Origin of the sequence: Brevibacterium sp. LS14, assembly GCF_012027885.1 — a bacterium.
GTDB classification, from domain to species: domain Bacteria; phylum Actinomycetota; class Actinomycetes; order Actinomycetales; family Brevibacteriaceae; genus Brevibacterium; species Brevibacterium casei.
This window is the reverse complement of sequence record NZ_SJXG01000011.1, coordinates 80088-92984: the sequence shown is the minus strand read 5'-3', so window position 1 is coordinate 92984 and position 12897 is coordinate 80088. Positions and strand designations below refer to the sequence as shown.

Annotated in this window: 12 protein-coding genes; 4 read left to right on the top strand and 8 right to left on the bottom strand. The window is 67.6% G+C overall.

Translation table 11 applies throughout. The features are described 5' to 3' along the window. Positions 1-60: 60 nt before the first annotated feature. Positions 61-159 carry an AURKAIP1/COX24 domain-containing protein gene (locus EZE58_RS01940; RefSeq protein WP_005504750.1) on the bottom strand — a complete coding sequence of 33 codons (99 nt, stop codon included), beginning with the start codon at positions 157-159 and terminating at the stop codon, positions 61-63. Between the two features lie 138 nt (positions 160-297). After that, positions 298-1494 (bottom strand): acetoin utilization protein AcuC, encoded by a 1197-nt coding sequence (locus tag EZE58_RS01935; RefSeq protein ID WP_009380570.1) that lies wholly within the window; start codon positions 1492-1494, stop codon positions 298-300. 58 nt (positions 1495-1552) lie between these two features. Between EZE58_RS01935 and EZE58_RS01930 the strand changes: the two genes are divergently transcribed. Together EZE58_RS01930 and EZE58_RS01925 are read left to right on the top strand one after the other, a co-directional pair. Next, the gene (locus EZE58_RS01930) at positions 1553-2971 is read left to right on the top strand and encodes a potassium transporter TrkG (RefSeq protein ID WP_240941050.1); all 1419 of its coding nucleotides are present in this window, start codon (positions 1553-1555) and stop codon (positions 2969-2971) included. Then, positions 2964-3626: a TrkA family potassium uptake protein gene (locus EZE58_RS01925; RefSeq protein ID WP_009380573.1), complete on the top strand. Its 663-nt coding sequence runs from the start codon at positions 2964-2966 to the stop codon at positions 3624-3626. Before EZE58_RS01930 ends, EZE58_RS01925 begins: the two co-directional genes overlap by 8 nt. Positions 3627-3700: 74 nt before the next feature. On the opposite strand, the gene EZE58_RS01920 is transcribed toward EZE58_RS01925, so the two are convergent. The 3 genes from EZE58_RS01920 to EZE58_RS01910 all read right to left on the bottom strand — a co-directional run bounded on the left by EZE58_RS01920 (position 3701) and on the right by EZE58_RS01910 (position 7197). Continuing rightward, positions 3701-4792 (bottom strand): hypothetical protein, encoded by a 1092-nt coding sequence (locus tag EZE58_RS01920; protein WP_131248332.1) that lies wholly within the window; start codon positions 4790-4792, stop codon positions 3701-3703. Between the two features lie 450 nt (positions 4793-5242). Next, positions 5243-6859 (bottom strand): cation acetate symporter, encoded by a 1617-nt coding sequence (locus tag EZE58_RS01915; RefSeq protein WP_009380577.1) that lies wholly within the window; start codon positions 6857-6859, stop codon positions 5243-5245. Continuing rightward, a complete protein-coding gene (locus EZE58_RS01910) occupies positions 6856-7197 on the bottom strand; it encodes a DUF485 domain-containing protein (protein ID WP_009380586.1) in 342 nt (113 codons plus the stop codon). The genes EZE58_RS01915 and EZE58_RS01910 overlap by 4 nt, the downstream gene beginning before the upstream one ends. Positions 7198-7307: 110 nt before the next feature. On the opposite strand from EZE58_RS01910, the gene EZE58_RS01905 reads away from it, so the two are divergent. Then, positions 7308-8186, top strand: coding sequence for a LuxR C-terminal-related transcriptional regulator (locus EZE58_RS01905; protein ID WP_009380593.1), 879 nt, complete (start codon positions 7308-7310; stop codon positions 8184-8186). Between the two features lie 183 nt (positions 8187-8369). Here EZE58_RS01905 and proC read toward each other — a convergent pair whose 3' ends face one another. Both proC and EZE58_RS01895 read right to left on the bottom strand, forming a co-directional pair. Then, a complete protein-coding gene (gene proC / locus EZE58_RS01900) occupies positions 8370-9206 on the bottom strand; it encodes a pyrroline-5-carboxylate reductase (protein ID WP_119296374.1) in 837 nt (278 codons plus the stop codon). Positions 9207-9372: 166 nt separating this feature from the next. Then, positions 9373-10482, bottom strand: a complete 1110-nt coding sequence (locus EZE58_RS01895) for a sugar phosphate isomerase/epimerase (protein ID WP_119296399.1) — start codon at positions 10480-10482, stop codon at positions 9373-9375. Between the two features lie 162 nt (positions 10483-10644). On the opposite strand from EZE58_RS01895, the gene EZE58_RS01890 reads away from it, so the two are divergent. After that, positions 10645-11184: a GNAT family N-acetyltransferase gene (locus EZE58_RS01890; protein WP_095376691.1), complete on the top strand. Its 540-nt coding sequence runs from the start codon at positions 10645-10647 to the stop codon at positions 11182-11184. 173 nt (positions 11185-11357) lie between these two features. On the opposite strand, the gene glpK is transcribed toward EZE58_RS01890, so the two are convergent. After that, positions 11358-12890, bottom strand: coding sequence for a glycerol kinase GlpK (gene glpK, locus EZE58_RS01885; protein ID WP_167559702.1), 1533 nt, complete (start codon positions 12888-12890; stop codon positions 11358-11360). Positions 12891-12897 lie beyond the last annotated feature (7 nt).

Here is a 12897-nt window from a genome sequence, read left to right as displayed (position 1 = left end):
AGGTGACAACAAACCCCGCCGAAATGGGATTCGAGCGGGGGCGTAGGACCGTACCCGGTCTTACTTCTTGTTGCGACGCTGGTGACGTGTCTTGCGAAGCAGCTTGCGGTGCTTCTTCTTCGACATACGCTTGCGGCGCTTCTTGATGACTGAGCCCACGCGGGTACCCCTTGTGCTTGTCGGTGGAGGTGAACTTCAGGTGCCCACCCTTTGAACTAACCGTGCAATTCTATCGCCCCGGCCCGTTCTTTCCCAAAACTGTGTCGAGATCCACAGCGGGCGCGGAGGCCGTTCGGGTCAGTCGAAGTACGGGTCGAGGCCGAAGAAGGGGAAGAGGTTCTTCCGGGTGCCCATGACCGCGCGGTCGAGCTCGGTTTCCGGGTCGAATCCGTGCGACCACGGGGTGAAGGAGCCGTCGAAGCCGTCGGTCATCGTCAGCGGCGCTTCGCGGCCGGTCTTCGTCTGCGCGTAGTGCGCCCAGCGCCCGGGGATCCGTGTCCCCGGGTCGATGTCGGCGTCGGCGGCGATGGCGATGAGGTTCGTCCAGGCGCGCGGCACGACATCGATGATCGCGTACCCTCCTCCCCCGGTCGAGAGCCACCTGCCCTCGGCATGGTCCTCGGCGAGCCGGCGGACGCGTTCGGTGGCGACGCGCATCGCATCGATGCTCAGACGCATGTGGGTGAGCGGGTCCATCCGGTGTCCGTCGCACCCGTGCTGGGAGACGATGACCTGCGGGGAGAAGGCCTCGACGAGGGCGGGCACGGTGGCGTCGAAGGCGCGCAGCCAGTCCTCGTCGCCGGTGCGCGGGGGCAGGGCGATGTTCGCCGCCGAGGCGGCCGCCCGGAGTCCGCCGATGTCTGCCGGGTACCCGGTGCCGGGGAAGAGGTATTTGCCGGACTCGTGGATGGAGATCGTCAGCACCCTCGGGTCATCCCAGAAGAGGGCTTCGACGCCGTCACCGTGGTGGGCGTCGAGGTCGATGTAGACGATGCGCTCGAAGCCGGCGTCGAGGAACTCGGTGATCGCCCCGGCGACATCGTTGTAGACGCAGAATCCGCTCGCCCGATCCGCCATCGCATGGTGCATGCCGCCGGAGAAGTTCACCGCGCGGCGGTAGTCGCCGCTGGTGATCGCCCGGGCCGCATCGACCGACCCCTGGAAGAGCATCGCCGAGGCGGAGTGCATGTTCTCGAACACGGGCACGTCGTCGGTGCCGAGCCCGAACCGCTCCGCCTCCCCATGGTCGAGACCGGCGGGACTGCCCGCCTCCTTGACGGCGGTGATGTAGTCGTCGTCGTGGACGCGGGCCAGCGCCGCCTCGTCGAGGTCGGAGATGGAGCGGACGTCGACGCCGTCGCGGTCGAAGAGCTCGAAGTCGATCGCAAGCTTCGCGGTGAGGTCGAGTCTCAGGGGGTGCATCGGATGGCTGGGACCGAAGTCGTACCCGGTCACCGCCTCGTCCCAGACGACGTAGACATCGCTATCTGCCATGGGGCAATGCTATATGGCGCGGCTCACCTACGGGGATTCGCCCCTCGTCCGTCCTACCATGGAGTCTGTGTCCACCAATTCCCCCTGGAGCCTCGACCGCTTCCTGCGCCCGGGGCGCTGGGTCCGCGACTTCGTCGACGACCTCGCCGTCGCCTCCCCCGCGCGGCTGGCGATCGTCTCGTTCGTCGCCGTCGTCGCGGTCTTCGCCGTCATCCTCATGCTGCCGGCGAGCATGCGCGACCCCGCATCGGTCCCTCTCTCCGAGCACATCGCCAACGCCGTCTTCGTCGCCGTCTCCGCGGTCTGCGTCACCGGCCTGACCCCGGTGGTCACCGAGGACTACTGGTCGGACTTCGGCATCTCCGTCATCACCGCCGGCATCCAGGTCGGCGGTCTCGGCATCCTCACCCTCGCCTCGCTGCTCGGGATGGCGGTCTCGAGGCGGCTGGGAGTCCGGCAGCGCCTCATCGCCCAGCAGGCCACCTCGGCGCTCAACCTCGGTCAGGTCGGCACCCTGCTCAAGACGGTCTTCGTCACGATCCTCACCGCCGAGGCGATCCTGGCGATCCTCCTCTTCCCGCGCTTCCTCATGCGCGGCGACAGCGTCGGCGATTCGATCTGGTACTCGGTGTTCTACGCGATCTCCGCGTTCAACAACGCCGGCTTCACGATCCACCCGGGTGGGGCCGAGTACTTCTCCGAGGATCCGTGGATCCTCTCGCTCATCATGATCGGCGTCTTCGTCGGCTCCCTCGGGTTCCCCGTCGTCCTCATGATCGCGATGAACTGGAACCGGCCGAAGAACTGGGACCTGCACACCCGCCTGACCCTGACGACGACGACGATCGTGCTCGCGCTCGGGTTCGTCTTCCTCCTCCTCTTCGAATCGGGCAACCCGAAGACCCTCGGGGACAAGAACGCCGGCCACACGCTCATGGAGGTCCTCTTCATGGCCGTGATGCCGCGTTCGGGCGGGTTCTCGACGATGGATGTCGCTGATATGAGCCAGTCGACGCACCTGCTCATGGACGTGATGATGTTCATCGGCGGCGGGTCGTCATCGACGGCGGGCGGCATCAAGGTGACCACAGTGGCCGTGCTCGTCCTCGCCGCCTACGCCGAAGCGCGGGGCCTCACCGATGTCAACGGGTTCGGTCGCAGGCTCACCGCCTCGACGATCAAACTCTCGATCTCCATCCTGCTCACCGGCGCGACGATCGTCTTCGTCGGCACCCTCGTCATGCTCCAGATCAGCGACGAATCCCTCGACCGAGTGCTCTTCGAGGTGATCTCGGCGTTCGGCACCGTCGGGCTGAGCGCCGGCGTGTCCGCCTCGGTCTCGGAACCGGGGCTCTACACGCTGTCCGTCCTCATGCTCATCGGGCGTCTCGGTACGATTACACTGGCGGCAGCCCTGTCGATGCAGGACTCTGCCCGTCTCTACCGCTACCCCGAAGAAAGGCCGGTCGTTGGCTAACGAGAACTCCTCCATCCTCGTCATCGGGCTCGGACGCTTCGGCTCGGCGACTGCGGTCACGCTCACGCGACTGGGACGCGAGGTCATGGCCATCGAGCACAACGCCGAGCTCGTCAAGGACTGGAGCGGCAAACTCACCCACGTCGTCGAGGCCGATTCGACGAACATCGACGCCCTGCGCCAGGTCGGTGCCGCGGACTTCCAGACCGCGGTCGTCGGCATCGGCACCTCGATCGAGGCGAGCGTGCTCACGACGGCGAACCTCGTCGACCTCGGGGTCTCGCAGGTGTGGGCGAAGGCGATCTCCCCGGCCCACGGCAAGATCCTCCACCGCATCGGCGCCCACCACGTCCTCTACCCGGAGTCCGATGCCGGCATCCGCGTCGCCCACCTCGTCAGCTCCCGGATGATGGAGTACATCGAGTTCGACGAAGGCCACTTCGCGGTCGTGAAGATGCGCCCACCGCGGGAGATCCAGGGGTTCACCCTCGGCGAGGCGAAGGTCCGCGACAAGTACGGCGTGACGATCGTCGGCATCAAGAGCCCGGGCCGCGACTTCACCTACGCCGAACCGACCACCCGCGTCGGCAAGCAGGACCTCCTCATCGTCGCGGGCAACGTCGAACTCCTCAGCCGCTTCGCCGGACGCCCGTAGGGGGCGCCGCGCTCTCCTGGGGCAACCGCTCGGTGTGAATCCGTATGGCATGGATCGATCCATGCCATACGGATTCACACCGAGCGATTGCGAGTCACGCGCCCTCGCAGCCACGGAGCTTGCCCGTAGAGCTTCGTCGCGAATGCTTCGAGGTCCATCACCTCGGCGAAGGTGAACCTCACGATGCGGTAGCCCAAGGCGACCAGGCGGTTGAATTGAGTCGCCTCCTTCTGCAGCCGCGCTCCCCCGTTCTCCACGTATTTGGCGGCCCCGTCGACGAAGAGCACAGTCTTCGCCACCCGGTCCATGAAGTCGACGCGCGCGACGAGTCGGCCTTTCTCGTGGACCTGCACCTGCTGTTCGAACCCGCAGAGCCCGAGGAGGCTGAGGTTGTAGGAGCACCGGCTCTCCGCGTAACTCTCCGAGCGAGCGCCGATCCGACCGATGAGCCGCGCGGCACGCGCCCGCCCCTTGGGCAGACGCGCGAGCACGGGGGCGAAGTGCTCCTCCACCGCCTTCCGCTCCAATTGCCCGACGTCGGGCGGATATCCGAATCGCCCTGCACTGGCCTCCTCGGCCCCGAAGACTGAGCGCCTCACGACCGATTCCATCGCGGCGAACGCCCCCGGCTCCCCGATCTGCGGAATCAGGTCCAGGCTTGTCAGCGCAGGTGAGGTGAGTCGCATCTTGCCGACCATGACGGTGTCGGCTGCAGGCACCTCTCGCGTCGTCCGGCTGACGATGCCGGTCCTCAGTCTGTGCGATGGCGAGGCGATGTGGATGCGCTGGGTTCCCACACGATACAACGGCAGGTCGTGGATGCGAGCCGCAGAGACGCCGCAGATGACGTCATCCACCCGGTAGTGGGGGTAGGACGCGATCTTGAGTTTCTCGAGCAGGTCGGCGTATTCGTAGTCGTGCTTCTGTGTGCTCTGAGCGTGCTCCCTGACTCGCCGCAGCCAGTCCTCATCGGTGATCAGCTCGGCGATCCGCGCATGCTGGGGATTCTCGCACCGGCGGATGACGCTGTACATCCCGCGGGTGAGTCTGAGCAGACAGCAGTCCACCGCGGACTTGACGACTCGGCTGTGCACTCCATGTGCTCGAAGCTCCTGTGAGCGGATGACGTTGTACATCTGCACACGGTCACCGCGGGACTTCGACAACGTCAATGGGGACGCAGTCGGCCTGTGGAGTGTTCGTCGGCGTCCTCAGGCGATCTGAGCACCGGTCGCAGACATTCCCACAGCCGATCGCACAGAAGTGGCGCCGGTCGCTGCGGACGGCGGGCAGCGGGAGAACAGGGCACCCGAGCGCGGACGATGCCCGTCGCGCCGGTCCCAGACCCAACCGACTGCGCGACTGGTCGGCCGAGCGCGAGCCCCAGACGCCGGCGGCTGGTCGCAGTGTCATCCACAGTTCGGCGAGCGCAAGTCGCAGAGATGACAACCGCTCGGTTCCGATCCCTATGGTATGGATCAGAGTCCTCCCTGGGGATCAGAACCGAGCGGTTGCCGCTGCAGCGGGTCAGCGGGGCGTCGGCAGCGGGGCGTCGGAGGCAGCGCCGCAACGGCCGCCCGCCGCAGCGCCGCGCCGACCGGCGCGCCTCACCTCGTCTAGTGCTCGACGGCCGCCTCGGCGCCGAAGCCGGTGTGGGCACGGACGTCCATCTCGGCTGCCAGCTCGGGACTCTCGACCGTCCTGTCGGTGATCGACCCGAGCCACCCGAGGATGAACCCGAGCGGGATGGAGATGATGCCGGGGTTCGACAGCGGGAAGATCGCGAAGTCGGCGCCGGGGATCATCGCGGTCTCGGAACCGGAGACGACCGGGGAGAATGCGATGAGCAGGATCGCCGAGCCCAGTCCGCCGTAGATCGACCACACCGCACCGCGCGTGGTGAAGCGGCGCCAGAACAGCGAGTAGATGATCGTCGGCAGGTTCGCACTCGCCGCGACCGCGAAGGCGAGCGCGACGAGGAACGCGATGTTCTGTCCCTGCACCCCGATCCCGCCGAGGATGGCGACCGCGCCGATGACGACGACGGTGCGGCGGGCGATCTTCACCTCAGCGTCGGGGTCCTCGACCTTGCCCTTCTTGATCACGCTCGCGTAGATGTCGTGGGCGAAGGATGCGGCTGCGGTGATCGCGAGCCCCGCGACGACGGCGAGGATCGTGGCGAACGCGACCGCGGAGATGAAGCCCATGAGCAGCGGACCCCCGAGCTGGAGGGCGAGCAGCGGAGCCGCGGAGTTCACCCCGCCGGGAGCGTTCTTGATCGCATCGGCGCCGACGAGCGCGGCCGCACCGTAGCCGAGGACGAGGGTGAAGAGATAGAACGCGCCGATGAGCCAGATCGCCCAGACCACCGACCGCCGCGCCTCCCGGGCCGTGGGCACCGTGTAGAAGCGCATGAGCACGTGCGGCAGACCCGCGGTGCCGAGGACGAGCGCGAGGGCGAGTGAGATGAAGTCGAGCGGGTTCGACCCGTACTGGAGTCCGGGATTGAGCACGCCCTCCCCCACTCCCTCGGCGGCATTGGCGACTGCGTTGGAGAGCAGGGTCGAGAGGTTGAAGCCGTTGAGCGCGAGCACCCAGATCGTCATCGCCCCGGCTCCGGCGATGAGGAGGACCGCCTTGACGATCTGCACCCAGGTCGTGCCCTTCATGCCGCCGACGAGGACGTAGAGGATCATCAGGGCGCCGACGACGGCGATGACGAGCGACTGTCCGAGTTTGCCGTCGATGCCCATGAGCAGCGAGACGAGACCGCCGGCTCCGGCCATCTGCGCGAGCAGGTAGAAGAAGCACACGGCCAGCGTCGAGATCGCCGCGGCCATGCGCACCGGGCGCTGCCGGAGGCGGAAGGAGAGCACATCGGCCATCGTGAACTTGCCCGTGTTGCGCATGAGCTCGGCGACGAGCAGGAGCGCGACGAGCCAGGCGACGAGGAAGCCGATGGAGTAGAGGAACCCGTCGTAGCCGTTGACGGCGATCGCCCCGCAGATGCCGAGGAACGACGCCGCCGAGAGGTAGTCGCCGGAGATCGCGAACCCGTTCTGCGGCCCGCTGAACGACCGTCCGCCCGCGTAGTAGTCCGACGCGGTCTTGTTGTTCCGGCTCGCCCGCAGGACGATGAAGAGGGTGACCGCGACGAAGGCCGCGAAGATCGTGATGTTGAGGATCGCGTTGTTCTCGACCTCTGTGGTCGCCTGAGCGAAGATCTCGGTCATCGGGTGACTCCTTCCGATTCCTGTTCGAGGCGCTCACGGATCGCGGTGGCCGGTGGGTCGAGCTTCTTGTTGGCGAACGAGACGTAGAACATCGTGATCGCGAACGTCGTGACGAACTGCAGCAGGCCGAGCACGAGGCCGACGTTGATCTCCCCGACGACCTTCGTCGACATGAAGTCGTGCGCGTACGTGCTGAGGATGACGTAGAGGAAGTACCACGCAAGGAACGCGATCGACAGTGGGATCACCACTGAGAAGCGCTTGCGCTTGAGGGCCTTGAATTCGGGGTTCTCCTCCTCGGCGAGGAAGTCCACCCCTCTCGGCGACGGATCGGACATGGTTTCTCCATTCGAATGTGGTTCGAGCGTCAGTGGTCTGAATCACACATCGTCAACCTATCGTCCGCTCGGTCATGGGGAATACCACCGAAAGTTGGTAGCGTATTCACATGAACGTCATGGCCAAGGAAGCTCGGGCGCTGAAATCCGAATCCCGCCGTCTCTTCGCCGAGGCGGTCGACTCCCTGCACGCGAACGGCACCGGCGACGTCGTCTTCGGCGGCATGGTCGAAGAGGGGGCGGTCGCCGTCGAGGCGGTCGCCGGAGCGAGCCGGGACGGCCTGGCCTCGCTCATCGTCAGCACCGGCCGCGGCCTCGGCGGGCGCGCCCTGACCGAGGGCACCCCGCAGCTCACCCGTGACTACGAGATCGACCCGTTCATCACGCACCATTACGACGAGGAGGTCCTCGGCGAGGGCATCCAGGTGCTCATCGCCGTCCCCACCCTCCTCGGCGGCGAGGTCACCGGGATGGTCTACTGCGGACATCGCAAGGCCTACGCCGAGGCGGCCCCGCAGACCGGCGACCTCGTCCGCCGGGTGCGTCAGCTCTCCGTCGACCTCGGGCGCCTCGGACTGCGCCGACCGCAGCCGGTCACCCCGGTCGTCGAGCCTCTCGCCGACCTCGACTCCTCGAGTCGCGAAGCGCTGCGCCGCACGTTCGCCGAGCTGCGGGCGATCCGCTCCGACGTCGCCGACGACGCCACCCGCGAACGACTGACCTCGATCGAGACCCGACTCGCCGACATCCTCTCCGGGCACAACCCGGAGTCCGCTCCCGAGCCGACGACGTCGGTGAGCCTCTCACCACGGGAGACCGACATCCTCTCGCACGTGGCCCTGGGATGGTCGAACGCCCGCATCGCCGAGGCACTGGGACTGCGGGAGTCGACCGTGAAGTCCTACCTCAACACCGCGATGGTCAAGCTCACCGCGCGCACCCGGCACGAGGCCGTGTCGATCGCCCGGGCCGCGGGCATCCTGCCCTGACGCGACGCCCGGCACCCGGGCCTGCCCCGGCACCCGGCCCGGCTTCGGCACCGCACTCAGGCCGCCGTGCCGCGGCATCCCGCCCGAACGCGACGATTCAGTCCGACCGACCGGCTCCGCTGCCGCCCGACTGATTCCGAACGCACCCGCGCTGCCCGCTCGAACCGCATCCGATCGCACAGATCACCCGTCGATCGCGGCGGAGTTCTCCTTCTCCATCTCGAGCGAGCGGTCAGCGGCCGCGGTGACGGCCGCCTCGGCGAGGTCGAAGATGCCGCCGTCGATGAAGGTGTTGAGCGCGGCCAGGGTGGTCCCGCCCTTGCTGCTCACGGCCTTCCGCAGGGCCGCGGGGTCAGGGTTGTCGGCCAGCAGGCGTCCGGCGCCGTCGGCGGTGGCGACGACCATCTTCGCTGCAGTCTCCTCGGTGAGCCCGAGCTTGACGCCGGCGGTGATCATCGCCTCGGCGAGGAGGAAGAAGTACGCCACACCGGACCCGGAGATCCCGGTCATGGCGGGGATCTCGGCTTCGTCGAGGGGGACGACGAGGCCTGCGCCCGAGAGCAGCCTGCGCAGAGTCGCGGCGGCGGTCGGGTCGACTCCGGGAGCCGGGGACAGGGCGATGACGCCGTGGCCGATCGCGCTCGGGGTGTTCGGCATGATCCGCACGATCGGGCTGTTCGGGGCGAGTCGGGCGAGGTCGGCGGCGGAGACGCCGGCGGCCATCGACACGAGCACGGACTGCCCGGTCAGGGCGGGGGCGAGGTCGCGCACGGTCTCGGCCATCATCCACGGCTTGACGCCGAGGAAGACGAAGTCCGCGGATTCGGCCGCCGCCCGGTTGGCGTCGGGATCATCCTCCACCGAGGTGACGGTGGCGGCAGGCAGGGCGGCGGCGAGGCGCTGCGCCGAGGCGGCGGAGTGCGTCGTCGCCCGCACCTCGATGCTCGGATCCGCGTCGAGGATGCCCTTGATGAGCGCCGTGCCCATATTGCCGGTGCCGATGGAAGCGATCGTGGTCATGGAGGTCAGCCTTTCTGAAGTCGTCCCTCCCCGATGGTGTCAGAGGAGCCGGTGACCGCGAAATCGGTGCCGCGACCGCGCGACAAGAGTGGGCGGAACTCCGAAGGGGTGCCCTCCGTGCGGGCACGCCGCAGGCACGGCGCAGGCAGGTGACGAGGTCAGATGGTCAGCTCGCGTCGGCGGAGGCGCGCTTCGACGACGCTGACCGGTGAGAAGTCCCCGGTTCCGGCGAGGTCTCCACAGGCGACGCCTCCCCAGGAGTCGTCGGCTCTGAGTGGGAGGTCCCACCGTCCGGTGCACCAGCGCCCGCAGCCCCGGTTCCGGAGCCCGCGGACCCCGACCCCTCCCCCGGCACACCGTCGAGTCCGAGGTGCTTGCGGGCGACGGCGAGGGAGTCGGCGAGCATCTGCTCACGGGTGGACTTCTTGGCGACGAAGCGGGTATTGACCTCGACGACGACGTCGCCGGACCAGTTGTGCTTCGCGAGGTATTGGAGCGTCTCGGCCACGGGCATGGTCCCCGCCCCGGGCACGAGGTGCTCGTCCTTGAGCGAGCCCGCACCGTCGGTGAGGTGGACGTGGCGCAGGCGCGGGAAGATCTCGGCGACGGTGTCGAGCGCGTTCATCCCCGCCGTCGAGGCGTGGGAGAAGTCGAAGGTGAGAGCGTCGTAGTCCTCGTCGAGCGGGTTCCAGTCGGGGTAGTAGACGAGGATCTCGCGCACTCCCGCCCGCCACGGGTACATGTTCTCCACCGCGAGGACGACTCCGGTCTCCTCGGAGACCTCTCGCACCCCGTCGACGAATTCGCGCGCGTACGCCCCCTGCCAGCGGAAGGGCGGGTGGAGGACGACGGTGGTCGCCCCGACCTCGCGGGCGAGGTTCGCTGTGATCCGCAGCTTCTCCCAGTGGTCCTTGTGGAGGACGCGGGGCAGGAAGAGCAGCGTCGGCGCGTGCAGCGACATGACGTCGAGGCCGGTGTCCGCGGCGAGTCCGGTGATGAGGTCGACGTCCCTCGTCTCGGCGTTGTGGGTGACCATGATCTCGACGCCGTCGTAGCCGATCGACGAGGCCTGCGCGAACGTCTCCTCGACGGTCATCGGCGAGACCGACGAGGAGGAGAGTCCGATCCTGATCGGGTGGTCGGAGACGTGATGGGTGTCGTGGTCGTACACCTGGTTCGCCGCGAAGAACTCACGGTGGCGCCGGGAGTTCGACCGCGCCGAGTTCTTCGCAGTCAGAACCTTGCGCCCCGACTTCGACTTCTTCGCCTTGCTCATCTCCACCAGTCTAGTCCTCCTCGCCGGCCCTGCCGCTCCGGTTTTCCTCGGAATCGTCCCTCGCCCTCTCCTCGGAATCACCCACTCGCCTTCTCCGCGGAGTCGCCCACTCGCCGTGGTCTGGGAATCCCCCTCGCCGAGGTGACCGGATAGTCTGTGCCCATGATTCCTGCCGACGTCCGTCCCGCCCGCGTCTCCGACGTCCCCCGCCTCGCCGAGATCCACGTCGCCGCATGGCGGGCCGCCTACCGCGGCATCATGGCCGACGAGTTCCTCGACGGATTGGACGAGGACCGTTTCGCCGCGAACTGGACTCAGGCGCTCAGCGACCCCGACAACCGGGTCCGCAACTTCGTCGTCGTCGCGGGCGACCGGATCCTCGGCTTCGGCGGGGTGAGCGCACCCCGTGACCCCGCCGAGGTGCTCGACCGTCTCCCCGTCACCGCGGACCTCGGCCAGCTCGCCCATATCAACCTCGCCCCCGAGGCCTTCGGCACCGGGGTCGCCGCCGTCCTCTTCACCGCACTCGAGGACGAGCTGCGCCACGACGGCTATGCACGCGCCTACCTCATGGTCGCCGAGGGCAACGACCGGGCGATGCGCTTCTACGAGAAGCAGGGGTGGGCGCGCACGGAGATCACGCACGTCTACGACGGCGTCGAACCCGCGGTGCCCGAGCGGATGTACACGGTCGAGCTCTGAGTCTGGCCGCCTCGGCGGGGTCCAGGGTTCGCTGACCCGACGATCGGCACCCGCCCCGGCAACCCGAAGGGCGCCCAGCCACCCGGCGAAGGGTGGCTGAGCGCCCGGAAGGCGGCTCAGACCGCGCGGCTGAATGCGTGCCGCTCAGACCGCGCGGTTGAATGCGTCGCGGCTCAGCCGTAGAGCTCCTCGACGTCCTCATCGACCCAGCCCTTGGACTTGTCGACGGCCTTGTTCCACAGCCGGTAGACGCGGGCGACCGTCTCGTCGTCCATCTCCGGCTCCCAGCGCTTGTCCTCGTGCCAGTTGTTCTTCACGTCCTCCTCGCCGCTCCAGAACTTCACGGCGATGCCCGCTGCGTACGCGGCACCGAGCGCCGTCGTCTCGATGACCTCGGGGCGGATGACGGGCACGCCGAGGAGGTCGGCCTGGAACTGCATGAGCGTCTCGTTGGCGACCATGCCGCCGTCGACCTTGAGCTCGGTGAGCTCGACGCCGGAGTCGAGGTTCATCGCATCGAGGACCTCACGGGACTGGAAGGCGACCGATTCGAGGGCGGCCCGGGCGATGTGGTTCTTGTTGACGTACCGGGTGAGGCCGACGATGACGCCGCGGGCGTCGGACTCCCAGTGCGGGGCGAAGAGACCGGAGAACGCGGGCACGATGTAGCAGCCGCCGTTGTCCTCGACCTTCTTCGCGAGCACCTCGACCTCGGGGGCGTCCTTGATGAGTCCGAGGTTGTCGCGGATCCACTGGACGAGCGAACCGGTCACGGCCACCGACCCCTCGAGGGCGTAGACCGCGTCGTCCTCGCCGATCTTGTAGGCCACGGTCGTGAGCAGGCCGTTCTTGCTCGCCACCGGCTCGGTGCCGGTGTTGATGAGCATGAAGTTGCCGGTGCCGTACGTGTTCTTCGCCTGCCCCTTCTCGAAGCACGCCTGCCCGAAGGTCGCCGCCTGCTGGTCGCCGAGGATGCCGCAGATCGGGGTGTCGATGAGCAGGGTGTTCTTCGCGCCGTAGCCGTAGATCTCCGAGCACGACTTGATCTCCGGCAGCATCGACATGGGGATGCCCATGTCGGCGGCGATCTCCTCGTTCCAGTCGAGGGTGTCGATGTTCATGAGCATCGTCCGCGAGGCGTTGGTGACGTCGGTGATGTGGACGCCGCCGTTGACCCCGCCGGTGAGGTTCCACAGCACCCACGAGTCCATCGTGCCGAAGAGGAGGTCGCCGTTCTCCGCGGCCTCCCTGGCGCCGTCGACGTTGTCGAGGATCCACTTGGCCTTGGGGCCGGCGAAGTAGGTCGCCAGCGGCAGGCCCACCCGGTCCTTGTACTTGTCGGCACCCTCGTCGCCGCCGAGTTCGTCGGCGATCTTCTGCGTGCGCGTGTCCTGCCAGACGATCGCGTTGTAGACGGGTTCGCCGGTGTTCTTGTCCCACACCACCGTCGTCTCGCGCTGGTTGGTGATGCCCACGCCCTCGAGCTGGTGGCGGTTGATGTTCGCCCGCGACAGCGCCTGGCCGATCGCTTCGTTGGTGTTGCGGATGATCTCCTTCGGGTCGTGTTCGACCCACCCGGCGCGGGGGAAGATCTGCTCGTGCTCGAGCTGTCCGCTCGAGACGATCTGCCCGTTATGGTCGAAGACGATCGCCCGCGACGAGGTGGTGCCCTGGTCGATTGCGAGGATGTACTTGTCCTGGCTCATGAAGACT

Bases quoted from the DNA above. Each gene is read 5' to 3' on its own strand.
- glpK (WP_167559702.1), bottom strand. From the start codon at position 12,890: ATGAGCCAGGACAAGTACATCCTCGCAATCGACCAGGGCACCACCTCG.
- EZE58_RS01935 (WP_009380570.1), bottom strand. From the start codon at position 1,494: ATGGCAGATAGCGATGTCTACGTCGTCTGGGACGAGGCGGTGACCGGG.
- EZE58_RS01910 (WP_009380586.1), bottom strand. From the start codon at position 7,197: ATGTCCGATCCGTCGCCGAGAGGGGTGGACTTCCTCGCCGAGGAGGAG.
- EZE58_RS01890 (WP_095376691.1), top strand. From the start codon at position 10,645: ATGATTCCTGCCGACGTCCGTCCCGCCCGCGTCTCCGACGTCCCCCGC.
- proC (WP_119296374.1), bottom strand. From the start codon at position 9,206: ATGACCACGATCGCTTCCATCGGCACCGGCAATATGGGCACGGCGCTC.
- EZE58_RS01930 (WP_240941050.1), top strand. From the start codon at position 1,553: ATGGAGTCTGTGTCCACCAATTCCCCCTGGAGCCTCGACCGCTTCCTG.
- EZE58_RS01895 (WP_119296399.1), bottom strand. From the start codon at position 10,482: ATGAGCAAGGCGAAGAAGTCGAAGTCGGGGCGCAAGGTTCTGACTGCG.
- EZE58_RS01915 (WP_009380577.1), bottom strand. From the start codon at position 6,859: ATGACCGAGATCTTCGCTCAGGCGACCACAGAGGTCGAGAACAACGCG.
- EZE58_RS01905 (WP_009380593.1), top strand. From the start codon at position 7,308: ATGAACGTCATGGCCAAGGAAGCTCGGGCGCTGAAATCCGAATCCCGC.